The sequence below is a fragment of the Rhizobacter sp. genome (assembly GCF_031412495.1).
In the GTDB taxonomy this organism is placed as follows: domain Bacteria; phylum Pseudomonadota; class Gammaproteobacteria; order Burkholderiales; family Burkholderiaceae_C; genus Schlegelella_A.
Genome location: NZ_JANODC010000030.1, coordinates 1 through 2,487 on the forward strand (window position 1 = coordinate 1; position 2,487 = coordinate 2,487).

Genomic DNA, 2,487 nt, shown 5'->3' on the forward strand with positions numbered 1-2,487 from the left:
GCGCTGCGCAGCGAAGTAAAGGAGGAGGCCCCAGCCGCCAGGCTGGGGACGGGGGACATGAGCGGAGCAGCGCGCCCCGCCGTCCCGATCCCGCGCAAGACCCGCTCCGCGGCAACCCATGGCACCGCGACCAGCGCGGCAAGACCCTATCTCGCCAACGCAGCCGCCACCGCCCGCGAGGCCATGACGCTGATCATCGCCGCCCGGTATTCGGCCGAGCCGTGCAGGTCGGCGTTGATGTCGCTGGTCGGCATCTTCACCCCCTTGGCGGCTTCGGGGGTGAAGCTCTTGGCCAGCGCGTCCTCGATCTCGCGGGCACGGAACACGTGGCCCTTGGCGCCGGTGACGGCGACGCGCACGCCCTGGCCGGTCTGGGCGACGAAGACGCCGATGAGCGCGAAGCGCGATGCCTGCTGCTTGTACTTGACGTAGGCGGCACGCTGCGCGGCCGGGAAGCTGACGTGGGTGATCAGTTCGCCCGGCTGCAGCGCGGTCTCGTAGAGGCCGGTGAAGAAATCGTCGGCGGCGATGGTGCGTCGGTCGGTGTGGATGGTCGCGTTCAGACCGACCACGCCGGCCGGGTAGCAGGCGGCCGGGTCGGCGTTGGCGATCGAGCCGCCGAGCGTGCCCATGTTGCGGACCATCGGGTCGCCGATGCCGGCGGCGAGCTCGGCGAGCGCCGGCACGACGCGACGGACCTCGGCGCTGGCGGCGACGGCGGCGTGCGTCGCCATGGCGCCGATGGCGATGCCGGCGCCGTCGGTGCGGATGCCTTTCAGGTCGGCGATCGCGCCCAGGTCGACGAGGCGCTCCGACTCGGACAGGCGCAGCCGCATGGCCTGGATCAGGCTCTGGCCGCCGGCGAGGTAGCGGGCGTCGGCGCCGGCGGGGGCCCTGGCGGCGTCGCGGCTGGTCGGCCGCTGGTACTCGAATGCGTACATGGTGTTGTCCTTTCAGGCCGGCAGGCCGTGGGCGGCGCGCCAGACGCGCTCCGGCGTCGCCGGCATGGCCAGGTCGACGATCCCGAGCGCATCGGTCACGGCGTTGATGTAGGCGGCGGGCGAGCCGATCGCGCCGGCTTCGCCGCAGCCCTTGACGCCGAGCGGGTTGTGGCTGCACGGCGTGACGGTGGTGTCGACCCGGAAGTTCGGGATGTCCATCGCGCGCGGCATGGCGTAGTCCATGTACGAGCCGGTGAGGAGCTGGCCCGACTGGACGTCGTAGGCCGCCGCTTCCATCATCGCCTGGCCGAGGCCCTGGGCGATGCCGCCGTGCACCTGGCCCTCGACGATCATCGGGTTGACGACGTTGCCGAAGTCGTCGACGGCGACGAAGGACTCGATCTTCACCTTGCCCGTCTCCGGGTCGACCTCGACCTCGCAGACGTAGCTGCCGGCCGGGTAGGTGAAGTTGGTCGGGTCGTAGAACGCGTTCTCGTTGAGCCCGGGCTCGAGCTTGTCGAGCGGGTAGTTGTGCGGCACGTAGGCGGTGAGCGAGACGTTGCCCCAGGCGACCTTCTTGTCGGTTCCGGCGACCCGGAACTCGCCGTTCTCGAACTCGATGTCGGTGTCGGCGGCCTCGAGCAGGTGGGCGGCGATCTTCTTGCCCTTGGCGATGACCTTGTCGACCGCCTTGACGATCGCCGTGCCGCCGACCGCCAGCGAACGGCTGCCGTAGCTGCCCATGCCGAAGGGCACGCGGCCGGTGTCGCCGTGCACGATCTCGACGTTCTCCATCGGGATGCCGAGGCGCTGCGCGACGACCTGGGCGAAGGTCGTCTCGTGGCCCTGGCCGTGGCTGTGCGAGCCGGTGAAGATCGTCACCGTGCCGGTCGGATGGACGCGCACCTCGCCGGCCTCGAAGAGCCCGGCGCGGGCGCCCAGGGCGCCGGCAATGTTCGACGGCGCGATGCCGCAGGCCTCGATGTAGCAGCAGTAGCCGAGGCCGCGCTTCTTGCCCCTGGCCTCCGACGCGGCCCGCCGCGCCGGAAAGCCCGCCACGTCGGCCATCTTCACGGCCTTGTCGAGGTGCGCCGCGTAGTCGCCGACGTCGTAGGTCAGGCCGACCGGCGTCGCGTACGGGAAGGTGGTGATGAAGTTGCGGCGGCGGATGTCGGCCGGGTCCATCTTCATTTCGCGCGCCGCCTGCTCGACCATCCGCTCGACGAGGTAGGTCGCGTCCGGCCGGCCGGCGCCGCGGTAGGCATCGACCGGGGCGGTGTTGGTGAACACCGCCTTGACCTCGGCGTAGATGGCCGGCGTCTTGTACTGGCCGGCGAGCAGCGTCGCGTAGAGGATGGTCGGCACCGCCGAGGCGAAGGTCGACAGGTAGGCGCCCATGTTGGCCACCGTCTTCACCCGCAGGGCGAGGAAGTTGCCCTGGCCGTCCATGGCCAACTCGGCGGTCGAGAGGTGGTCGCGGCCGTGCGCGTCGGTGAGGAAGGATTCGCTGCGCTCGGCGGTCCACTTGATCGGCCGGCCGACGCGC

General features: G+C 71.0%; 2 protein-coding genes. Both read right to left on the reverse strand.

What is annotated here, in order from left to right; all coding sequences use genetic code 11:
• Positions 1 to 146: 146 nt before the first annotated feature.
• Positions 147 to 941, reverse strand: coding sequence for an FAD binding domain-containing protein (locus tag AC30N0_RS01100; protein WP_489516096.1), 795 nt, complete (start codon positions 939 to 941; stop codon positions 147 to 149).
• Positions 942 to 953: 12 nt separating this feature from the next.
• The coding region (locus tag AC30N0_RS01105) for a xanthine dehydrogenase family protein molybdopterin-binding subunit (RefSeq protein WP_489516097.1) at positions 954 to 2,487 on the reverse strand (1,534 nt) is incomplete at its 5' end.